At 58.2% G+C, this 19,853-nt stretch carries 14 protein-coding genes; 13 read left to right on the top strand and 1 reads right to left on the bottom strand.

Going from position 1 to position 19,853, the window contains the following annotated elements:
• On the bottom strand, nucleotides 1-2,571 hold the full coding sequence (tssH, locus tag ACOZJV_RS01040; RefSeq protein ID WP_421546557.1) for a type VI secretion system ATPase TssH: 2,571 nt from the start codon (nucleotides 2,569-2,571) through the stop codon (nucleotides 1-3).
• A gap of 508 nt (nucleotides 2,572-3,079) precedes the next feature.
• Between tssH and tssB the strand changes: the two genes are divergently transcribed.
• The 13 genes from tssB to ACOZJV_RS00975 all read left to right on the top strand — a co-directional run bounded on the left by tssB (nucleotide 3,080) and on the right by ACOZJV_RS00975 (nucleotide 19,794).
• Nucleotides 3,080-3,586 carry a type VI secretion system contractile sheath small subunit gene (gene tssB, locus ACOZJV_RS01035; RefSeq protein WP_421546556.1) on the top strand — a complete coding sequence of 169 codons (507 nt, stop codon included), beginning with the start codon at nucleotides 3,080-3,082 and terminating at the stop codon, nucleotides 3,584-3,586.
• 53 nt (nucleotides 3,587-3,639) lie between these two features.
• Entirely contained in the window at nucleotides 3,640-5,124 is a 1,485-nt protein-coding gene (tssC, locus tag ACOZJV_RS01030) for a type VI secretion system contractile sheath large subunit (protein WP_421546555.1), read from the top strand.
• Between the two features lie 15 nt (nucleotides 5,125-5,139).
• The gene (gene tssE / locus ACOZJV_RS01025; RefSeq protein ID WP_078468973.1) at nucleotides 5,140-5,568 is read left to right on the top strand and encodes a type VI secretion system baseplate subunit TssE; all 429 of its coding nucleotides are present in this window, start codon (nucleotides 5,140-5,142) and stop codon (nucleotides 5,566-5,568) included.
• Between the two features lie 24 nt (nucleotides 5,569-5,592).
• Nucleotides 5,593-7,359, top strand: a complete 1,767-nt coding sequence (tssF, locus tag ACOZJV_RS01020; protein WP_421546554.1) for a type VI secretion system baseplate subunit TssF — start codon at nucleotides 5,593-5,595, stop codon at nucleotides 7,357-7,359.
• Entirely contained in the window at nucleotides 7,323-8,342 is a 1,020-nt protein-coding gene (gene tssG, locus ACOZJV_RS01015; protein ID WP_421546553.1) for a type VI secretion system baseplate subunit TssG, read from the top strand. The genes tssF and tssG overlap by 37 nt, the downstream gene beginning before the upstream one ends.
• Nucleotides 8,339-9,703 (top strand): type VI secretion system-associated FHA domain protein TagH, encoded by a 1,365-nt coding sequence (gene tagH / locus ACOZJV_RS01010; protein ID WP_421546552.1) that lies wholly within the window; start codon nucleotides 8,339-8,341, stop codon nucleotides 9,701-9,703. The genes tssG and tagH overlap by 4 nt, the downstream gene beginning before the upstream one ends.
• Nucleotides 9,700-10,695, top strand: coding sequence for a type VI secretion system lipoprotein TssJ (gene tssJ, locus ACOZJV_RS01005; protein WP_421546551.1), 996 nt, complete (start codon nucleotides 9,700-9,702; stop codon nucleotides 10,693-10,695). Before tagH ends, tssJ begins: the two co-directional genes overlap by 4 nt.
• Nucleotides 10,692-12,029, top strand: a complete 1,338-nt coding sequence (tssK, locus tag ACOZJV_RS01000) for a type VI secretion system baseplate subunit TssK (protein ID WP_421546550.1) — start codon at nucleotides 10,692-10,694, stop codon at nucleotides 12,027-12,029. Before tssJ ends, tssK begins: the two co-directional genes overlap by 4 nt.
• 1 nt (nucleotide 12,030) lies before the next feature.
• Nucleotides 12,031-12,906, top strand: a complete 876-nt coding sequence (gene icmH / locus ACOZJV_RS00995; protein WP_078468967.1) for a type IVB secretion system protein IcmH/DotU — start codon at nucleotides 12,031-12,033, stop codon at nucleotides 12,904-12,906.
• Nucleotides 12,907-12,946: 40 nt separating this feature from the next.
• Nucleotides 12,947-15,073 carry a type VI secretion system Vgr family protein gene (locus tag ACOZJV_RS00990; protein WP_421546549.1) on the top strand — a complete coding sequence of 709 codons (2,127 nt, stop codon included), beginning with the start codon at nucleotides 12,947-12,949 and terminating at the stop codon, nucleotides 15,071-15,073.
• A gap of 2 nt (nucleotides 15,074-15,075) precedes the next feature.
• Nucleotides 15,076-15,963: a DUF4123 domain-containing protein gene (locus ACOZJV_RS00985; protein WP_421546548.1), complete on the top strand. Its 888-nt coding sequence runs from the start codon at nucleotides 15,076-15,078 to the stop codon at nucleotides 15,961-15,963.
• Between the two features lie 2 nt (nucleotides 15,964-15,965).
• Nucleotides 15,966-18,821, top strand: a complete 2,856-nt coding sequence (locus tag ACOZJV_RS00980) for a toxin VasX (RefSeq protein WP_421546547.1) — start codon at nucleotides 15,966-15,968, stop codon at nucleotides 18,819-18,821.
• A gap of 184 nt (nucleotides 18,822-19,005) precedes the next feature.
• Entirely contained in the window at nucleotides 19,006-19,794 is a 789-nt protein-coding gene (locus ACOZJV_RS00975; protein ID WP_421546546.1) for a DUF6708 domain-containing protein, read from the top strand.
• Nucleotides 19,795-19,853 lie beyond the last annotated feature (59 nt).

The raw sequence follows: 19,853 nt of genomic DNA, 5'->3' as shown, positions 1-19,853 counted from the left end.
TCACTCCAGGTGAGCGGCGAAAGCGGTGCCGCTCCAGCTGACCCGCGAACGCTGGAAAGGCTGGGCGCCGGCGAGGTGCTTCAATACCGCCAGCGACAACGGCGGCAACATATCCCCTTCAATGCTGGCATCCAGCAGGCGTGCGCCGTTCTGATGCCGTGTGCAGCGCGTGCGCAGCTCGGTCCTGGCGCAAGGTTCGAAGGTCAGTTGCGCGGCATAACGTTGCTTGAACTGCTGCTGGAGGCGCTGCAATCGGCTGTCGACAATCTGCTCCAGCGTCGCCTCGTCCAGGTAGCGGAACGGCACGATCTGCATCCGTGCCAGCAGGGCCGGCTTGAAGAACTGTGTAAGACGACCCCGCAACGCCTCGCTGCCGAGGTCTGACAACGGCCCTTCATCCTGATCGAAGCCCAGGTTTGAGGTGAGGAAAAACAGAATATTCTGGCAGTCGATCCGCCGCCCCTCGCCATCGGCGAGCTCGCCCTTGTCGAAAGCCTGGTAGAAGATATTCAGGACTTCCGGGTGGGCCTTCTCGACTTCATCTAGCAGTACCACTGAATAAGGCTTTTTGCGGATGGCTTCGGTGAGTACGCCTCCCTCGCCGTAGCCGACGTAACCCGGTGGCGCACCAAGCAGGCGCGAAACCGTGTGTTTTTCCTGGTATTCCGACATGTTGATGACGGTCAGGAATTGCTCGCCACCGAACAGTGCATCCGCCACCGCCAGCGCGGTTTCGGTCTTGCCCACTCCGCTCGGCCCCACCAGCAAAAAGGCCCCCATGGGCGTACCCGGGCGGCGCAGATCGGCCATGGCCGTCAACAGACGCCGGTGAACGGCCTCGATTGCGGCGTCCTGCCCCTTGACCCGCTCGCGCAAGGTAACGGGCAATTGATCCAGACGTTGAAACTGGTCGCTATTGATGGTCGCTGCGGGAATCCCGGTCCAATCGGCAATGACCTGGGCAATCTGCTCGGCCCCCACATCCGCATGGAGCAAGGCGCCATTGCGTTGCAGCTCGGCCAACAGCGCGACCTTGTCTTCCAGGAGTCGTGCCGTGTCGTCCTGATGTTCACTGGCGCGCAGGGCAACGATTTCGTCGATCAATACCTTCTGTTGTTCCCAGGCAAGCTGCAGTTGCTCAATGTCTCGTTGGACTTGCTGGCGGGTGACATCCAGTGCTTCCAGCCTGGCCAGTTCGGGCTTGCGTCCGGCGCGGGCATCGCGCCACAGCTGCTCTGACTCGGCATCGACCTGCCGCCGTTCATTTTCCAGTGCGCAAAGGCGTCGCGGAGGCTCAGCCAAGGCCGTGGCGACTCGCGCACACGCGGTGTCCAGCACATCGATGGCCTTGTCCGGCAGCTGGCGTCCCGAGAGATAGCGCGCCGAAAGCGCCGCAGCGGTTTTCAGGGCATCGTCGCCAATGTAGACCTGATGCGCCTGTTCATAGACCGCCCGCAGACCCCGCAGGATATGAACCGCCTGCTCGACGCTCGGCTCATCCAACTGCACCAGTTGGAAGCGGCGTGTCAGGGCTGGGTCCTTCTCGAAGTATTTTTTGTACTCGGACCAGGTGGTGGCCGCAATCGTCCGCAATTCTCCTCGAGCCAGCGCCGGTTTCAGCAGGTTGGCCGCATCACTGCCCCCAGCGGCATTGCCGGCCCCGATCAGCGTATGCGCCTCGTCAATAAAGAGAATGATGGGGTGTGGGGCGTGCTTGACCTCGTCGATGACCGCCTTCAGGCGCTTTTCAAACTCGCCCTTGACTGACGCCCCAGCCTGCAGCGCCCCGAGGTCCAGGCCCCAAAGGTGCACCGCCTGCAACGGCTCGGGCACCCGCTTGTCGACGATGCGCTGTGCAAGCCCTTCCACCACAGCGCTTTTGCCGACACCGGCGTCGCCGACCACGATGGGATTGTTCTTACGGCGACGCGAGAGAATGTCGATCATCAGATCGATTTCAGCATCCCGGCACAGGACAGGGTCAACGCCGCCGGCGCGTGCCTGTGCCGTAAAGTCATGTCCGTATTTATGCAGCGTACTGTCGCCGGTATTGGGTGCAGCACCGACTGTCTCAGCCGACGTCAAGACGGGCGCCTCGGATGATCGGGCGAGCAGTTCGGAGAATCGCTTGCGCAAGGTTTCGCGATTGACGCATTCGAGACGTTTAATCACCGCCAGAGGGAGGTAGCGCGCCGGGTTCAGCAAGGTCGCCAGCAACAGGGCGCCACTTCGAATCTCGGCCTGAGCCAGCTCTACACTGCTCAGCAGCCACGCATCCTGCAACGACTCCACCAACAACGGGGAAAATGATGGATACGCATGGCCATACCCACCATCGCGCTCGGCGAACGCGGTGGCGAATGAATGGCGTATCTCGTCGAGATCCAGGCCGGCATCAGCCAGCACCAGGCGAACATCACACAGCGGTTGCTCAAGCAGTTTGTAGAGCAGGTGCCCCACCGTCACCTCCGCACCACGCTGGCTGATGCAGAGGCTACCCGCCTCCTCCAATGCGTGTCGGCAAACGGGGTGTAAACGCTCTAGAAGCGCCGCCAGATCAATCGTGATCATACTTGGACTCTCTCATCATCGATGAAACTTACATATTGTTTGATTGGCAAAGACAAACCGAAGCGTATTACGTAATTAGCGGGGAGTTGCTTTAGAGGTAACAATACGAAGATCAAAGACAACCGAGCACTCGTATAAACACAGGGCGATTTACTGCCAAACAACACAAGCCGTTGAAAAGAACACAGGCAACCAGCCTACATCCATAAGATATTTCTTATATCGCCAAGGCATTTTCTTTATTTGCAGAATTACCCTTAACCACGAATTAGATTATTCGCCGCCACCTTTAAGAAACTTCCTATATACGGACCTAAAGTATTGACCGTAGCCTCACCCTCCAACGTCCAGCCTGTCGAGTTTCGTCGCTCTCCAAAAGTGGAAAGCTCAAGCTCCACCCCTTGCAGCAGTGCACTTTTCCACTCTCTGCATGGGATCTGTTGCGGACTCTCGGCCCTGATCGGCATTAGCAGGCATCAACTAGCAAGTTAATTACAAGGAGTAGCCCATGGCTTCAAAGACTGGCTCAGTCGCCCCCAAGGAACGCATCAATATTCGCTACGTCCCGGCGACAGGCAATGAGCAAGAAGAAATAGAAATCCCTCTGAAGATGTTGGTACTCGGCGACTTCAAAGGGCATAGCGATGAAACTCCGCTGGAAGATCGCCCAGCCGTCCAGATCAACAAAGACACTTTCAACGACGTCATGGCTGAAGCCGGACTTAATTTGAAAGTTGAGGTGCCGGCAGTCCTGGAAGACGGCAACGACAGTGACACCCTCAACGTCAGTCTGAAGTTCAAGAACATCAAGGACTTCTCTCCCGACTCCATCGCCCGGCAGGTCCCTGAATTAAGCAGGTTGCTGGAACTGCGCGAAGCCTTGGTGGCACTCAAGGGACCGATGGGCAACATCCCGGCGTTCCGCAAGCAGATCCAGGCGCTGCTGGGTGATGACAGCACACGCGGCAAATTAGCCCAGGAACTTGATCAGTTGCTGGCTGCCTCCGAGGCCTGAAGCCTCGCTTCCTGCCCATCCTCATTTCTCCAGGTTTCAATAGGGACGCAAAGATGACGCAAGCTCAAAACGCCGAAGCCCAGAAACACGCTGACGGCCAGCCAGAGGGCGGCCTGTTGGCCCAAATCATGGCCCAGACCCGTCTTGAACCCAGCCAGGAAGGCTATGCGATCGCCGAACGCGGAGTCGCCGCGTTCATTTCAGAAATGCTCAAGTCCGATGCGCGCGAGCAGCCGATCAATAAGCAACTGGTCGACCAGATGCTCACTGAAATCGATCGCAAGCTCAGCAAACAGATGGACGCCGTCCTCCACCAGCCGGAGTTTCAGGAACTCGAATCGATCTGGCGCTCCCTATACGATTTCGTGCAGCGAACCGACTTCAGAGAAAACATTCAGGTTGTCTTCATCCCCGTCACCAAAGACGAGTTGCTGGAGGACCTGGAAAGCGCCGCCGACATCACCCGAAGCGGGCTCTATAAACATGTCTACACCGCAGGCTACGGCCAGTTTGGCGGCCAGCCGATTGGCTGCATGATCGGTAACTACACCTTTGGCCCCTCCGCCCCGGACATCAAGCTACTGGGTTATCTCGCCTCCATCGGTGCGATGTCCCATGCGCCGTTTCTCGGTGCTGCCGGGCCGGAAATGCTCAACCTGGAGACCTTCGAGGAGCTGCCCAACCTCAAGGAGGTCAAGGACATTTTCGAAGGCCCGCGCTTTGCAAAATGGCGCAGCCTGCGTGAGTCCGAAGACGCGCGCTACCTCGGGCTGACCATGCCCCGCTACCTCCTGCGCCAGCCTTACGATCCACTGGAGAATCCGGTTCGCAGTTTCACCTACGAGGAGACCATCGACGGCAACCATCACAACTACCTGTGGGGCAACACCGCCTTCCTGATGGGCAGTCGCGTTACCGACAGCTTCGCCAAATTCCGCTGGTGCCCAAACATCATCGGCCCGCAGTCCGGTGGCGCGGTAGAAGACCTGCCGATGCACCTTTACGAATCCCTGGGCCAGTTGCAGGCCAAGATCCCCACGGAAGTGCTGGTCTCCGACCGCAAGGAATTCGAACTCTCCAGCGAGGGCTTCATTCCGCTGACGATGCGCAAGGACAGCGACAACGCGGCGTTCTTCTCCGCCAACTCGGTGCAAAAGCCCAAGCTGTTCCAGAAAACACCTGAGGGCCAGGCGGCACAGACCAACTACATGCTGGGTACGCAGTTGCCCTACATGTTCATCATCAACCGCCTCGCGCACTACATCAAAGTGCTCCAGCGCGAGCAGATCGGCAGTTGGAAGGAACGCCAGGATCTGGAGCGCGAGCTCAACAACTGGCTTCGCCAGTACGTCGCGGACCAGGAAAGCCCTTCCAGCGATGTCCGCAGCCGCCGCCCCCTGAGGGCCGCCCATGTCGTCGTCCAGGATGTCGCCGGCAACCCCGGCTGGTACCAGGTCGCGCTGTCGGTACGTCCGCACTTCAAATACATGGGTGCCAACTTCGAGCTGTCGCTGGTCGGCCGCTTGGACAAGGACTGACAGGGAGCCTGAACCATGCCTCGGTCGCCGGGACAGGGAAGCCTGTTCGAACGTCTGGACCCGGACCTGCCGCTACGACGCAGCCGCACGCGTCAAGACGTGGCGACCGAGCGTATCCGCGCCATCAAGCGCCAGTTGGAATGGATCCTCAACTCTCGCCACGGCAGCTCCCTGAGCAGCCCCGGACTGGGGCTCAGGGACTTGAATGACGCGGCAATCGGCACAGTGGATCTGCGCCAGCAGGTGTGCCTGGATATTCGTCACGCCGTTGCCCAATACGAACCTCGGGCTCGCATCATCGAGGTCAAGCCCCTGGGTAGCACGGCCTCACCGCTCGATCTGGGCTTTCGGCTGGTCTGCCTGGTTCCTCTGAACCACAGCGACCAGAAAGTGGAGATCGACCTGTTTCTTCACCACCAGGGCCGACAGGTCAACGTCACGTAGCAAATAGCCCGGGAGGCTAGCTGGATGCCATTGAAGGGAAAATTCCGCGAGGAACTGGATTATCTGCGTCGCTTGCGCCGCGTGTTTGCTCGTAACAACCCGCAATTGGCCCCGTTTCTGGGTGAGGAAGCCACGGACCCTGATGTCGAGCGGCTACTGGAAGGCTTCGCCTTTCTGACCGCCAAACTGCGCCTGAAGATCGAAGATGACTTTCCGGAGCTGACCCACTCGTTACTGCAAATGCTCTGGCCGAACTATCTGCGCCCCTTGCCTAGCGCCACCATCATCCAGTTCGAGCCGGCGGACCACTCCATCACCGGGCGTCAAACCGTCCCCAAAGGCACCTATATCCAATCGCGGCCCGTGGCTGGCATCCACTGCCAGTTCCGGACCTGCCAGGACGTGTGCGTGTACCCATTCAATATCGCTGACATCAGCGATGGCCATTCCCTGGAAAAATCGATCGTACGCGTCGACTTGTCCACCTTGAGCCAGAGCCCGCCCAACACCTACGACTGCGACAGACTCGACTTCTACCTCAGCGGCAGCGACTACAACGCACAGACGCTGTACCTCTGGCTGGCCAAGTATCTGAGTGAGATCCGCATGGAGGTGGACGGTGTGGTTCGGCACATTCCGCTCAACCAGATCGATTTCCCCGGCTTTGAGGCCGACGCCGCGTTGCTGCCCTATCCGAAGAACGCCATGGACGGCTATCGCATCCTCCAGGAGTACTTCCTCTTTGCCCGGCGTTTCTACTTTTTCGGGCTGAACAATCTGCGCGCCTTCTGGCCGGATCAGTCGACCACAGGCATTCGCATCGAATTCCACTTCAGCCGCCCGATGCCGGTGGATGTCCGAGTGCGCAAGGACGACCTGGCCCTGTATTGCACGCCGGCGGTCAATCTGTTCGAGCATGATGCCGAACCCGTTCGCCTGACCGGCAAGGCCGCGGAGCATCGCCTGCAACCCGGCGGACAGCGTCCGGATGCCTACGAGGTCTTCAGCATCGACAAGGTCGACGGCTGGAAGAATGAGGACAGCGGCCAGCCCGGAGAATGGCTGCGCACCTACCAGCCATTCGAGTCGCTGCGCCATCAGATTGAACACGAGCATGGCCGGACCACCCTGTACTATCGCGCGCGGCTATCCCCGTCCCTGGTCGAGTCGGGAGTTGAGCACCGCATCGCCTTCGTCAGGGGTGATGACCACCACTACATCGGGCGGGAAGAAACGGTTTCACTCTCGCTGACCTGTACCAATCGCGACCTCCCTCTGGCCCTGGGCATTGGCGATATCTGCGAAGGCACCCGCAATACGCCGGCCTTTGTTCGATATCGGAACCTCACCGCGCCAACCCCTTCCTACCGCCCGATCCTCGACGGCGACCTGCATTGGAGCCTGATCTCCAACCTGTCACCGACCTACCTGTCCCTGCTGTCGGTCGAGCCTCTGAAAGCCATCATCGGAAACTATGACTTCTCGGCGCACCACGACATCCAGCGCGCCCGGGCGACGCAAAAGCGCCTGGACAGCCTTCAGGAAGTGGTCAGTACCCCACTGGAGCAGATGTACAAGGGGCTGCCGATTCGCGGCACTCGGACCGTGATGAAGCTGGATCAGGAGGGGTTCTCATGCGAGGGCGACCTCTATCTGTTTGGCACCGTGCTCAGTCGTTTCCTCGCGCTGTACGCCAGCATCTCATCGTTCCACGTGCTGGAAGCGATCAACACCTCCAATCAGGAGCACTACGCATGGCCGATGCGCAGCGGTACGCAACCCCTGATCTGAGCGAAAAACTGTTGCACGACGCCAAGGGGCATGACTTCTTCCGCCTGTTGGAGCGCCTGCACGCGCTGCATGAGGACGACCTAGAGTCGCCGGACAGCTATGAAGCCGAGCACCAGCGAATCCATCTGAGCAACCATGCCGGCCTGGGTTTCCCGGCCTCGGATGTCACGTTTGCGGAGCACCTCGAAGGCACAATCCCGCACCAGTATCGCGTGCAGGCGACCTTCTTCGGTATGCACGGCACCGACTCGCCCTTGCCCGGTTATTACCTGGACCGCCTGGCCTACGAGGCCGGACAGGGTGTCGGGGTCCGCCCCGCTTTTTTCGACTTTTTCAATCACCGACTGCTGACGCTGCTGCACCAGGCCTGGCGCAAATACCGCTACTACATTCGGTTTCGTCCTGGGGCCGACGACCAGTTTTCCCGGCGAATTTTCGCACTCATTGGCTTGAAACATGACGCCACCCGTGGCGACACACCGATCGCCTGGAGCCGCCTGCTGAGTTTTGCCGGCGCTGTCGTGTTGCGTAGCCGCTCACCCGGGATGCTGACAGGCCTCATCGCCCATTGCTTCGACCTGGAGGACGTGCAGATCCGCGACTTCGAGTTGCGCTACACGATGATCACCGAAAACGACCGGATTCGCCTTGGCCAAAGCAACGGCCAACTGAGCGAGAGTTTCCAGATCGGCGACAGCGTCCGCACCCGGCACTGCAAATTCACCCTCGTCATTTCGAACTTGAGCCAGAAGCGCTTTCGCGAGTTTCTGCCGCACGGCGAGAACTTCGAACGGTTGCAGCAACTGATGGTGTTCCTGTTGCGTGACCCGGTGCCTTGCGACCTCGAACTGGGCTTGCGCCTAGACGAAGTGCCTCCCTTCAACCTGCGGCAGGCCGAGGGCACCCAACTCGGGTGGACCAGCTTCCTGGAACAGCCAGCCTTGAGCAGGCCGCCACCTGTCAGAGTTTCCTTGCGTACATGAACAGCACACTCTCCGCCCAACACCTGGCCCTGGTGGTCGACAACCCCCAGGTTCTGCACAAAGGCAGTCAGCCAAGGCACGTCTTCGATAAAGCCGGGGGCACCATCGGTGCCCGTGGTGCCGACTGGATCCTGCATGATCGAGCGGGCCGGGTTCGGTCCATCCATTGCGAAATCCGCCACGAGGATGGGCACTTCTTCGTCATCGACCGCAGCGGCCAAACCCGCGTCAACGACCAGGCAGATCCCCTCGGCGAACTGATGAGCGTCCAGCTGCGCAGCGCCGACAAGCTCCATGTCGGCCCGTATCGCCTCACTGTCAATGTGGATGAGGAGGCTCACGCGCTACCCGACCCTTCCCGACATCTTGCGGAACATGAGGTCGGTGAACTGCTGGGTTCATCGATCGACTCTCTGGACAGCCTGCCCGCCGCCGGCGACGACTCGCCAGCGGCAGGCTTCCAGCCACGACAAGAGCCTGGCTGGTCCGACTTCGAGTCACTGTCCGAGCCGGCAGCGCCCCATGGCCAGCTCGATCCGCTGCAGGCCCTGGAAGCCGCTGCGGGTCAGCGCAGTACCACACAGGATGGCTCCGCCCTGGACACTCGGCACTATGGGTCCTCGGTTCTGGCCGCCCAGGTCGATCTTTCCACCACCCGCTTCGAAGCCGTTTCCGGCGCCCCCAAGCACGCCTCTGGAGATTTCCCCATGTCGGGACAAAACAGCCCTTCTACCTCGGCCAACCCCTGGCTGGATGACCACTACACCCAGGGTGGGGACCCGGCCGGGCTCGTGGCCCCTTTTGTCGAGGGTCTGGGCGCGCCCGTGGGCGCACTGGACCCGCATGCGGTGCATGACCTGCTGTTCGAAGCCGGCAACACCCTCGCAGCGCTCATCCGTGGTCTCGGCAGCTTGAGTCAGGCGCCATCAGGTCAACGCCTGGGGCTGGCGAACCGGACCTTGCAGCCCATCGAAGACAACCCCCTGCGCCTTGGCCAAAGCTACCCGGAGACGGTGCGTGCACTCTTTTCCAGTGAGCGCAGCCTGGTTCACCTGTCACCTGCCGCAGCGGTCGAGGAATCCCTGGAACAGATTCTTCGGCAGCAGGGCGCGATGCTCAAGGCGGTTGCCGCCGGTTTGAGTGCGCTGCTCAAGGCGTTCGCCCCCGAACAACTGGAGCGCAGATTCGCCCGCTATCGATCTGGCCAGGACGGCCAGGCACTCCCTGGCGATCGAGCCTGGCAAATGTACCGGCACTATTACGACGAACTGAGCTCCAGCCGCCAGCAAGGCTTCGACAAACTGTTCTGGGAAGTTTTCGACCAGGCCTACGACCAGGCACTGCGCGCGGAGGCGCCATGAGACAAGCCATCGCACTGCTGTTGGGCGGCGCGTTGCTGTCCGGTTGTAGCACGGTGGGCAACGTGTTCAGCAAGACCGGCCAGGTCCTGATGGATCCCGAGATCCAGGTGGGGGCGATAGAGGATCAGCCCACGCAGATCGCCTTGAGCCTGTATGCCAGCAGTGGCGTCAACCCGAATCCGATTGCCGAGCCGGATATCGAATTCGAGATCAGCGAGCCACTCGATGAGGGTCCCTTCGCCGTCAACCTGCACAGCAACACCCGAGAGGAACTGGTGCTGAGCCTGCGCGCCTTGCTCACCCACCTGCAGGAGGAGTTGCGCGCCGCGCCGACCACCATAGCGGGCGTCAAGCAGCCCCCCACCTTCGAACTTAACGTGGACGCTACGCAGCCTTCGTTCGTTTTCGACCCCTGGGTCGACGTCAGCTCCGCAATGAGCCCGCTGCCCTCCCCAGCGCATTGGGGATTGCGTCAAGGCACTGCCCCAGAGGACGCCGACAACGTGCTGGCCCTTGGCGCAGAGCCCGAGGACGTGGCCTTGGGCCAATACCGCAGGCAACTGACTCTGGCGCCCGCGCCTGCTCCCCAGGTGCAAGCGTCCACCAGCGCCACGCCCGTGGCCTTTCGCGTGATCCAACTCAAGGATGATTCGCTGCTGGAGAACGCCGATCCCAACCTGATTCACAGCAAACCCAAGAAGGCCCTGGGCAGCACCTACATCACTGCGGACGATTACCTGCTGGTGCCCGGCCAGTTCAAGTTCGTCAATTTCAGTGCCCTGGACGAAAAGACCCGCTACATCGCCGTGGTGGCCGCCTTCCACGCGCCTGACGCCCAGCGCTGGTACGACGTGTTCCGTGTGGAGCCTCGCGGGCGCAAATACGCCTTGCTGGTGACCCTGCAGGACACCCGTGTCGCCATCACCGACGAAAGCTACCGTCCCGAGCACGCTGCCCCGCACGCCCCCACACAAGCGAGAAAGTACCCATGACCACCCGCAACCCCATCGTCTGGAGCGAGGGGCAATTCGTAAAGCCGCAGCACTTCCAGCAGTCCGATCGCTACCTTGAGCACTACGTCAATGTTCGCCTGGGCAGCAAGTACGCCTATGGCTTCGCCGACCTTGAGCTCAACCAGGAGTTTCTGTCGTTCGGCAAGATCGCGATCGTACGCGCCCGGGGGGTCATGCCGGACGGTACCGCCTTCAATATTCCCCATGACCAGCCGCCACCGGAACCACTGGCGATTTCCAACGCGGCCGCCGCCAACCAGACGATCTATCTGACCCTGCCGCTGCGCTCGGACGGAGTATCCGAGGTGCGCTGGCCGGATACCTTTGGCAATACCCGCTACGTTCACCGAGCGGAAGATATCCGTGATACCCATAGCCACCAGGGCAACCACACACCCATCGCCCTGGCCGTGCCCAACCTCCAGTTGGCAATGGAGCGCGACGACCGCAGCGCCTTCACCAGCCTCGCCCTCGGACGCATTCTGGATCGGCGCCCCGATGGCAGCCTGCTGCTGGACAGCGATTTCCACCTCACCGGCATGTACCTGCAGGCGATCCGGCCACTGGCGCACTTCATGGAAGAAATTGCCGCGCTGATCCACGAGCGCGCCAAGAGCATCGCGCAACGTATCGGCTCTCCAGGCCAATCAGGCGTGGCCGACGTGACTGACTTCAACCTGCTGCAGGCCCTTAACCGCTGGCAGCACCTGTTCCGACACCTGGCGCGCGACGCCGATGTTCGGCCAGTGGACGCCTACCTGGCGTGCGGGCAAGCCTGTGGCGAACTGACAACCTTCACCGATGAAGGGCGCACGCCCCAGGACTACCCCGCCTACCAGCACGACAACCCCCATGCTTCGTTTCGCATGCTCGAAGAAACCCTGCGCCGAGTGCTCAGCACCGTGCTGCAACCACGGGCCGTTTCCCTGCCGCTGGAAAAACAGGGCCACGGCGAACTCACCGCGCATGTCGGCGACCCGAGCCTGCTGCAAAGTGCCGATTTCATTCTGGCCGTTCGCGCGCGCATGCCGCTGGAGCAAATGCGCCAGCTGTTCGTCCGTCAGGCCAAGGTCGCCTCGCAACAATCACTGCATGAGCTGATACGCCTGCAATTGCCGGGCATCCCCCTGATGACGCTGCCGGTAGCGCCCAGGCACCTGCCATTCCATGCCGGTTTTACCTACTTCCAACTCGACCGCTCGCACCCCAACTGGCAACGGCTGATGCAGCGCGGGGCCACCGGCTTTGGTTTCCATATCACCGGCGACTTCCCGGAACTGGAGTTGCAGTTCTGGGCCATTCGGAGTCAATAAGATGAACACAACCGTGGTGGTCGGTAACGATCGTAACGACAGCAACCGTCCGCAATCCGCCGCACTCGATGTGCCGGACGATTTTATGCGAACACCCAGGGAAACCGGCATCCAGGACCGCGAAAGCGTCCTGTATCAAGGGGTCCACGGCATCAACGCCGACGAGGACCTGCAATTCCAGCTGCGCGGGCACAGCATCAACCCGCTGGTGGATATCGCCCAGCCGATGTTCGGCCTGGTGATGCGCCTGCGGCGCATGAATCAACTGGCGGAGACCGACATCAATCGGCTCTACGAGAGCGTCCGCGACCACATCACCGCGCTGTCGGAAGAGGTCAGGCAACTTGGCTACGACGGTGCGACCCAGCTGTCGTTCCGCTATGCGCTGTGCGCCTTTATCGACGAAGCCGTGATGGGCACGCCCTGGGGCGTGGGCTCACGCTGGAAAGGACGTTCCCTGCTGAGCTACCACCACAACGAAACCTGGGGCGGCGAGAAGTTCTTCACCGTGTTGTCGCGCATGCAAATGGACGTTGCCAAGTACCACGACGTGCTGGAGTTCAAGTACCTCTGCCTGTGCCTGGGCTACCAGGGCAAATACGGCCAACAGCACAACAACAAAGACACCCTCAACGCCACCATCGGCAAGCTGCACCAGCAGCTGCGCCATCTGCGCGGCGACTCACCCGAACGACTGATGGATGTGCTGAGCAACGTCGCCACGCTGCGTTACCGCCTGGGGCGCCAATGGCCACTGTGGACGCCCTGGGCCATCGCCGCCGTCGTCGTCGCGGGTGCCTACCTGTATTTCTCCATGAGGCTCGGGTCCGCGACCCAGATGGTGCTGGATTCACTCGAGAGCATCCTCAAGCTATGACAGCCCCCGCCACGGCTCAATGGAGGTAAGGAACAACCCTATGGCCATCCAATCCGACCTGCGCTTCACCTTCAGCATTGGCAATGAGTCTTTTGACGTTGTTGAGTTCACCTTGCACGAAGGCTTGTCCGAGACCTTTCATCTTTCCGTCGAACTGAGCAGCGCCAATCCGGCTATCGACTTTGGGCAGGTGCTGGATCGTCCGGCGTTGCTGACGCTCTGGCATGGCGAGGCTCCCGTGCGCTATGTGCATGGCGCCGTTTCCTCCTTCGTCCAGCACGACAGCGGCTTCAGGCGCACCCGTTATTCGGCAATGATCGAACCGCGCTTGGCACGGCTCAAGCTCAGCTCCGACTGGCGAATTTTTCAGACGCTGACTGTTCCGCAGATTACCGAGGCGGTGCTCAAGGCACACGGTCTTACCCAGGACTACGAACAACGGGTCACCAACGAACATTTATCCCGCGAGTACTGCGTGCAGGCGGGCGATACGGACTACCACTTCGTCGAACGCATCATGCGCGAGGAAGGGTTCTTTTATTCCTTCCGCCACAGTGCCGAAGGTCACCAACTGGTCCACAGCGATCGCCTGTTTATCCACGGTCGGGTGGGCGATGAACCGGTGCAATACAACCCCGCACCGGGCGGCGACCAGCCCCAGCCCGCGTTACGCCGCTTTGCCTACAGCGAAAACGTGCGTACCGCGCGCCAGACTCAGCGCGATTACACCTTCCACCATCCGCGCTACAGCCACCATCACAGCCGTGATGGCGTCGATCTCGACCACCAGGGCCGACAGTACGAACGCTACGATTATCCGGCACGCGCCAAGTTCGACGAGGCTGGTAAACCCTTCGCCGAGAACCGTCTACGTGGTCATCGGCGCGATGCACGCATGGCCCTGGTCGAGGGCGATGATCCGCGCCTGCAACCGGGTATCTCCTTCACTCTCGCGGGCCACCCACGGGAAGACCTGAACCGTGGCTGGCGTCCGGTGAGCATCGTCCACCACGGCAAGCAGTACACCAGTCAGGCTGAAGAAAGTGCCGAAGCACAGCTGGGTACGCACTACAGCTACCAGGCCGAATTGGTGCCGGATGATGCCGAATGGCGCGCCGAACCGCTGCGCAAACCTCGTATCGACGGCCCGCAGAACGCCACGGTAGTCGGCCCAAAAAATGAGGAGATATTTACCGACGAATACGGCCGAGTGAAGGTGCAATTCTCCTGGGACCGGGAAGGGAAAGAGGACGAATACAGCTCCTGCTGGATCCGCGTTTCGCAGAACATTTCGGGCGCCACCTGGGGCCATATGGCCATCCCGCGTATCGGCCAGGAGGTGATCGTCGACCATTTCGACGGCGACCCGGACCAACCGATCATCACCGGCCGTACTTATAACCGCCTGCAACTACCGCCCTACGAACTGCCCCGGCACAAAACCCGGATGACCCTCAAAAGTAAAACCCACAAGGGCGAAGGCTTCAACGAACTGCGCTTCGAGGACGAAAAGGATCAGGAGGAAATCTACGTCCATGCGCAGAAAGACCAGAACATCCACATCAACCACGACGAGACGACTTTCGTCGGCCACGACCGCAGCGAACAGGTCGAGCACGACGAAACCGTTTCTGTCGGTCACGACCGCAAGGAAACAGTCGGCAACGACGAACAAGTGAACATCGGCCAAGACCGGCGCCACGATATCGGCCAGGACGACTCCCTGACCATCGGCCGCAACCACACAATCCGCACCGGCAAAGACCGCACCGAAGAAGTCGGCAACCACCGCCGGGACAAGACCACGGCCAACCACTGGGTCAGCATCGGCGGTCACCAGGAACACAGCGTGGAAGGCCGATCCGAGCTACAGGCAGGCCAGGCGATTCGCTATCGAACCAAGGTCTACGAGATCCAGGCAACCACCCAACTGACCCTCAAGGGGCCCGGTGGGAGCATCCGTATCGACGGCTCCGGCATCACGCTCAATGGCATCAACATCGTGTTGAAGGGGCCGATGAACAAGCAGGGTGGCGGAGCGAGTCCTATCCCCGCCCCCCTGGGAGTGCCTGCCCCTGGTGTGCCGTTCGATGTGTTGTGCATGAAACGCAGCGATGGCAGTTGCCCACGCCCAGACTGCCCTTGCGGCAACTTTCAAGGAAGCTGAGCATGCTACAAGCCTTGAAACAGCCCCATCTGCCCGACGTGCAATCGTCATCGCTCACTACCTATCTGCTACTCGAAAGCGAAGTACTGGAAGAGTGGCTGATGCAACAACCGGACGCGCCGGAACAACCATCCATTGCCGATTTCGTGCGCACGGTCGACTACGCCACCTCGCAACACTGGGTCTGGAGCGAAACCGAGTATGACCAATACCGCAGCGACGGGCCGCTGCTGGTGCAGTACCACCCAGGCTCTGATTTGCCCGCACTCTTTCTCGACCAATGGGCAGCCATCGGCGGTGCAGTGTTCATGGCGTCAGCCCGACCAATCGACGATGTGCTTGCCCAGCTACGGGAAGTCCTGTTCGTACTGATGCCCAATGGCAATAAGGCACGCTGGCGACTCCAGGAGACTGCGGCGCTCGCGAGCATTCTCGGCACGCTCGAGCCCCACCGCGCCGCAGCCCTGCTCGGCCCTGTGCAAGAACTGATATGGCGTGAAAACTTCGGCCCGGAGCACCAGTGGTGGCGCTATCAACACGCCCACGGCCCGCTCCCGGTCCAGGGGGGCTTCCAATTCAGTCATGGAGAAATGACGGCTATCGATACCGGGCTTGGCGAGCATCACCTGCGCAAAAACATCGCGCTCACCCAGCAAGCCCCACACAGCTTTTACGACAGCGCACGCCGGCAAACCCTGATCTGGCTGGACCAGCTTAAACGCTGGGGCTTCGAGGAGATCCAGCACCTGGATAGCGCACTGGAAGCCTTCCGACACCCGGCCTACTCCAAGCGCGCAGACGGGGTGATCACCCTGCTGCAAGACCCCAGCCTGACGCCCGGCGCCCGCGCTACCCAGGCACTGAACCACCTGATGACAGAAGGACACTGACCATGGCAGGAAGCACCCAATACAGCAGCACCAACGAAAGCTGCCAAGCCCGAATTCCGTTGTTTCCCTTGCGTTATTCCGCGCATCCGCGTCCGAAGGGTGGGGATGACTATGGGTATGACTTGCCTACCCTGGAGAAGGGATTTCCAAAGTTGAAGTACGCGCAGTATGGTTTGCGCTGTATAGGCGGTGGGTTCATCTATCTGTTCGACGAAACAGAAGGTGATGTATTTGTCTGGCGCGTTAATGAAGAGAACGGGAGGTTTATTGAGCTCCAATCAAAACACCGTTCCCTACAGGCTGCGCTCAAAGGATACATTCCAGGAAATACTCTTCGTCATATCTGGGCACGGGAATATTCACTTGTGCATCTGCTGTTAACCGACACCTTGCTCACCGAAAGAAAAATTCGTGAGATCCAAGGCAATGACGGTGGCGTGCGAGATAAGTTGGCTACCACGATAAATATGAAGACCTGGAAAGAAACAGGCCCTGCCTGGAATACCTTTTCAGCGGTAAAAATCAGATCTTCGGTTGAAGACTACAAAGGAACCAACCTCGACTTTTCGCCCTGGACAATTAAGACCGTAGCCTTATCTGCCGAAGCGTTGGTTGAAGGAATGAAAGCGGTTGCCCCCGCCAAGCAAATTGCAGTCGTAATGCGCGACCACATTGCATTGGTGCAGGATCTTGGTGGTTTCTACCAACAGGCTCGTGAAGACATGGAGCGATACAACGCTGAGCCGGATGAACGCAGCACCGGAAACGAAAGCCAGCGCCATAGAAAAAAAATGATCGCAGACCTAATCGGAAGAATTTATGAGACTTCCTACGCCGAAGAGAAGGGTTTAGCGGGAAAAGATGAAGAGGTCATTGAGCAAGCTATCGAGCGTGATATTCGTCAACAGGAACAGTCACGCCAACGCATTCTTGAACATGCCAAGCAGTTGGAGCGGATGCAAGCCCGGCATCCTGCACCCCATGCAAAATCTATTAAAGCGAATGAAAGTGCTCCATCCGACCCCATCACTAATCGCGCCGAAGTTACGGCTAGAGATGCACAATTATTTGCGCGCCATATTAAAGAATCAGAGCGCGTCAAATTTTTGAGAGACTTTGCGATCGAAGTTGAAAAAAAACATCGCACAGTTTTGGACAGAAAGAATGACCGTAGTATCTGGCTAGAGTCATATCAAGACTCTACGGGCGCACTGTCTCTTGGCAGTACATTTATCCGCTATGACACTAAAGACGAATGCTCATCGACAAGCCATGCGACAACCTTTGCCAGCTGCATAGAAGGAATGATCTGGGGAACGGAAGAGACCCCTAGCGGAACAAAAGATCGAGAGCGCGAACTATTTGGAAAGTGGTGGAAACTGCCATGGCGCGTTAATCCTATCCTTACTAACATCGACCATGACAAAGGGCTCGCAGATGTACTTTGGGAGCAGAATAAATCCGACGTCGCATTAGATGTCATAGGAAGTAAGGGCATATGGCAGGCCCTTAGGCACGGCGCAATCCACCTGATCATGAACCAGGTAGGTGTCTATGCACTAAGCCGGTTCCCCAACACTGCCCAAGGTAGAGCCTGGCATGGCGCAGCTCGCAACAGCGTTGCAGATCGAATTCATCAGCTGGCAGGAACAGGCAACGTAGAAGATGCTAATCGCTTGGTCACCATGTTGGAGCAACGCTACCAAGACCGCATTGCACGTCGAATACTTACTCGCCAGGAGGTTATTGAAGCATTAGAGGATGCTGCTGGATTTCCCCGCGGTGCGGTGGCAGCGGGATCTATTGCCATGGGTGCTGGCGATACAATGGAAGTCCTGGTATGGAGCAACCTCAACGAAGGATTACGTGCGGCAAATCCGTTTCTTCGGAGGGCTGAGCGTTTCCTGGCTGGTGGAGTTGCCTTTCTTAGTTTTATGAATTTGATAAAAGTGGCGCTATCGTATGAAAAAAATCAAAAACTTTCCTTTTCTGTAAACCTCTTCGCTGCATTGATGGCAACGATGAGTGGAATAAATGGGCTGCTTTACGCTACCCGCCCATTAATGCCACAAGCCTATCTACGCGCGTCCATATCAGGAGTTGTCCTAAGACGTCTTTCTAGTGCTGGAACACTGCGATTATTTGGACATTTTGGTGCTCTTGCAGATGCTTTATCGCAAGGGCTGAGCTCAAGAAAATCATATAAAACTGGAAACTATCAAGCCGCCACATATTATGCAGTCGCCAGTTTTGGAATGGGAGCAGGTGGTGCCGCACTCACCGTCGGCGGGTCTGCGTTGATGACTGCCGCGACAACTGTAGCAATGATACCCGTTTGGGGTTGGATTGTTGCCGGAACATTATTGCTTGGCGTCGGAATTTGGTTCTTGTTCAAAGGTGATCAAGCTCAGTACAGCGCCTTGAGTTATTGGCTAAATGACAGTAGCTTTGGAAAGCATGAAATACTCGACAGAGAATCAATAATTAAATATCAAACCTTTGACGATGAAAATAAAGGATATATACAAGCCATCTACAGCCCGCAGCAACTGGAAGCTGACTGGCATATTACAAGCAACTCCTTAACGCTGAAGATCGCCTATCCACTTGAAGGCGTGATCTCTCCAGTTACAAGTATTGCACTTGGCCCCGGAAGTAGCCAGGCGCGACTAACCCACTTACCTGAAAAAGAAAAATTATCCAGCGGTGGGACCATTTTAACCTACCGTATATCTGGACTAATAAAAGGCAGCGAATTTCACTTCGCCGTGAAGCCCAAATACACCCCAACACTACTCGACGAGGAATTAGGCTCCACACTCAATTTCAGTGATTCAGATACCCCTTGGTACTACTGAGCCCACCATGAATAAAATAGCACCAAGATCTAAGCGAAGCACATTTAGCTCTCCAAAGGCGTTAAAAGCTGACAGCCCTACACTAGGAGTAGAACCTGCTGCGGACACTAACGTCATGAGAGTTACGAAAAGCAATCTATTTCTAAGGCCTGCTTATGCAAGTATATACGGAGGAAGGCGCAGCATGAGTTGGTGGGCAACAATAAACTTATACTTCATGATTTTATTTTTCACAACATTAGGATATTCCAGCTTCTCAGAATCCAGAACAAATGAAAGTTTCCGAGGCGGCCGCATTGATCATCTGCTTGAAAACATTGATATTAGCCTAGGAATTCCACTCTTAATGTTTTCTTGCTGCTTCTGGATGTTCATCCCTTGGCGCCGACAGCTCCCCGTTATTTTTAATCGTCATAAACAGACAGTGACTTGCTATATAGAAGGTCGAGTGGTCAGTTGTGATTGGAGTTCTCTGGAGGCCTATATCAAGAATATAACCACCATCGCCGTCGGCGGCGCGCCCATAAATGAAGGGGTATTGCAACTCGTATTCCCAAACGATAGCTCACATCGAAGCCGTAGCCCGAGGATTGGAATCAAGGCGACTGAGGATGTACCAGCAGCCATTATAAATGGCGGATCTTATGGGGCAGGCATGATCTGGGAATATATCAGACTGTATATGAATGAGGGTATTGATGCAGTCCCTCCTCCAGCACCAGAAGCTAACTACCGCGCCACTGGCATTCGCGACTGTATTGACTTCATGAATCCCTGGATGCCATTTACCTATCGTGCTTGGTGGAAATTACTTGTGGCTATTCTTCTTTCACCCATCTCCGTCCCTTTCTTAACCTGCGTTCTGTTGGGTGACATCACCTATATGATGTTTGACCGTGTTCTCCCACGTCGGAAATGGCCCCAACAATTAATTGACGCGTGTGATGGTGTCTGGAATGGAGAGGAACAATGAAAATCCAATGAAAACTCGTTGAATTGAATTTTCATGCACAAAAACACTACTGGCTTACG

The sequence above is a fragment of the Pseudomonas sp. QD4 genome, assembly GCF_049199125.1.
Taxonomy (GTDB): domain Bacteria; phylum Pseudomonadota; class Gammaproteobacteria; order Pseudomonadales; family Pseudomonadaceae; genus Aquipseudomonas.
The sequence above is the reverse complement of the archived record's forward strand: the minus strand, read 5'-3'. Positions and strand labels throughout refer to the sequence as shown.